Here is a 627-nt window from a genome sequence, read left to right as displayed (position 1 = left end):
AAATGGTGTGATTGACCAACTAATTGTGTCGACGGCACGCTTAAGTGCCGCCTCGGTTTGGGCAAGGCTGGCTGACACCGCGATGACGTGTCCTATCCTGTCAAAGTAATTGCCTTTCCTGACGATCGGTGTCTGGGGTGGGATATACAATTTGACTTCAGCGACACCTGAAACAGCAGCCGCCTGACTGTCGCCATCTATCCAGTCGAGGGTACCATCGCAATCAGGGATCAGCATCCGCGCGGCGGCCGTCCGCGATAGCCTTCTGCTCAAATTCCATTCGTCGCCGATCACAAGTTTGATGTGCTCGGCAACGAGATCGATGCCGTAAGCCAGTTGAGCCAGTTCAGGATCGGGCGTACCAGCAAGACGCGGATTGACTTCAATGACGACTGGGCCAAGCTTGGTCCACCGGAATTCAATGTTCGTTGGTCCCCAGCCGAGGCCGAGAGCTTGCAAACAACTCAGCGAAACATCTGCGATACGTTTATGCTCGTCATCAGTCAGCCGGGCCGGATAGTTCAACTGACGACAGACGAAATGCGGGGGAGGCCCGTATAGAGCGGCGCCGATCGCAATGACCTCATTTCCCATTACTTGAGCGATGTAAAGGGGTCCTTGCGCGAA

The 627-nt window shown here is 55.0% G+C and carries 1 protein-coding gene; it reads right to left on the bottom strand.

Annotation, left to right across the window (positions count from 1 at the left end):
• The coding region (locus RFM98_RS31205; RefSeq protein ID WP_441332532.1) for an ATP-binding protein at positions 1-627 on the bottom strand (627 nt) is incomplete at both ends.

The sequence above is a fragment of the Mesorhizobium australafricanum genome (assembly GCF_033977265.1).
Classification (GTDB): domain Bacteria; phylum Pseudomonadota; class Alphaproteobacteria; order Rhizobiales; family Rhizobiaceae; genus Mesorhizobium; species Mesorhizobium australafricanum.
This window is presented reverse-complemented; position numbering and strand designations above follow the sequence as displayed.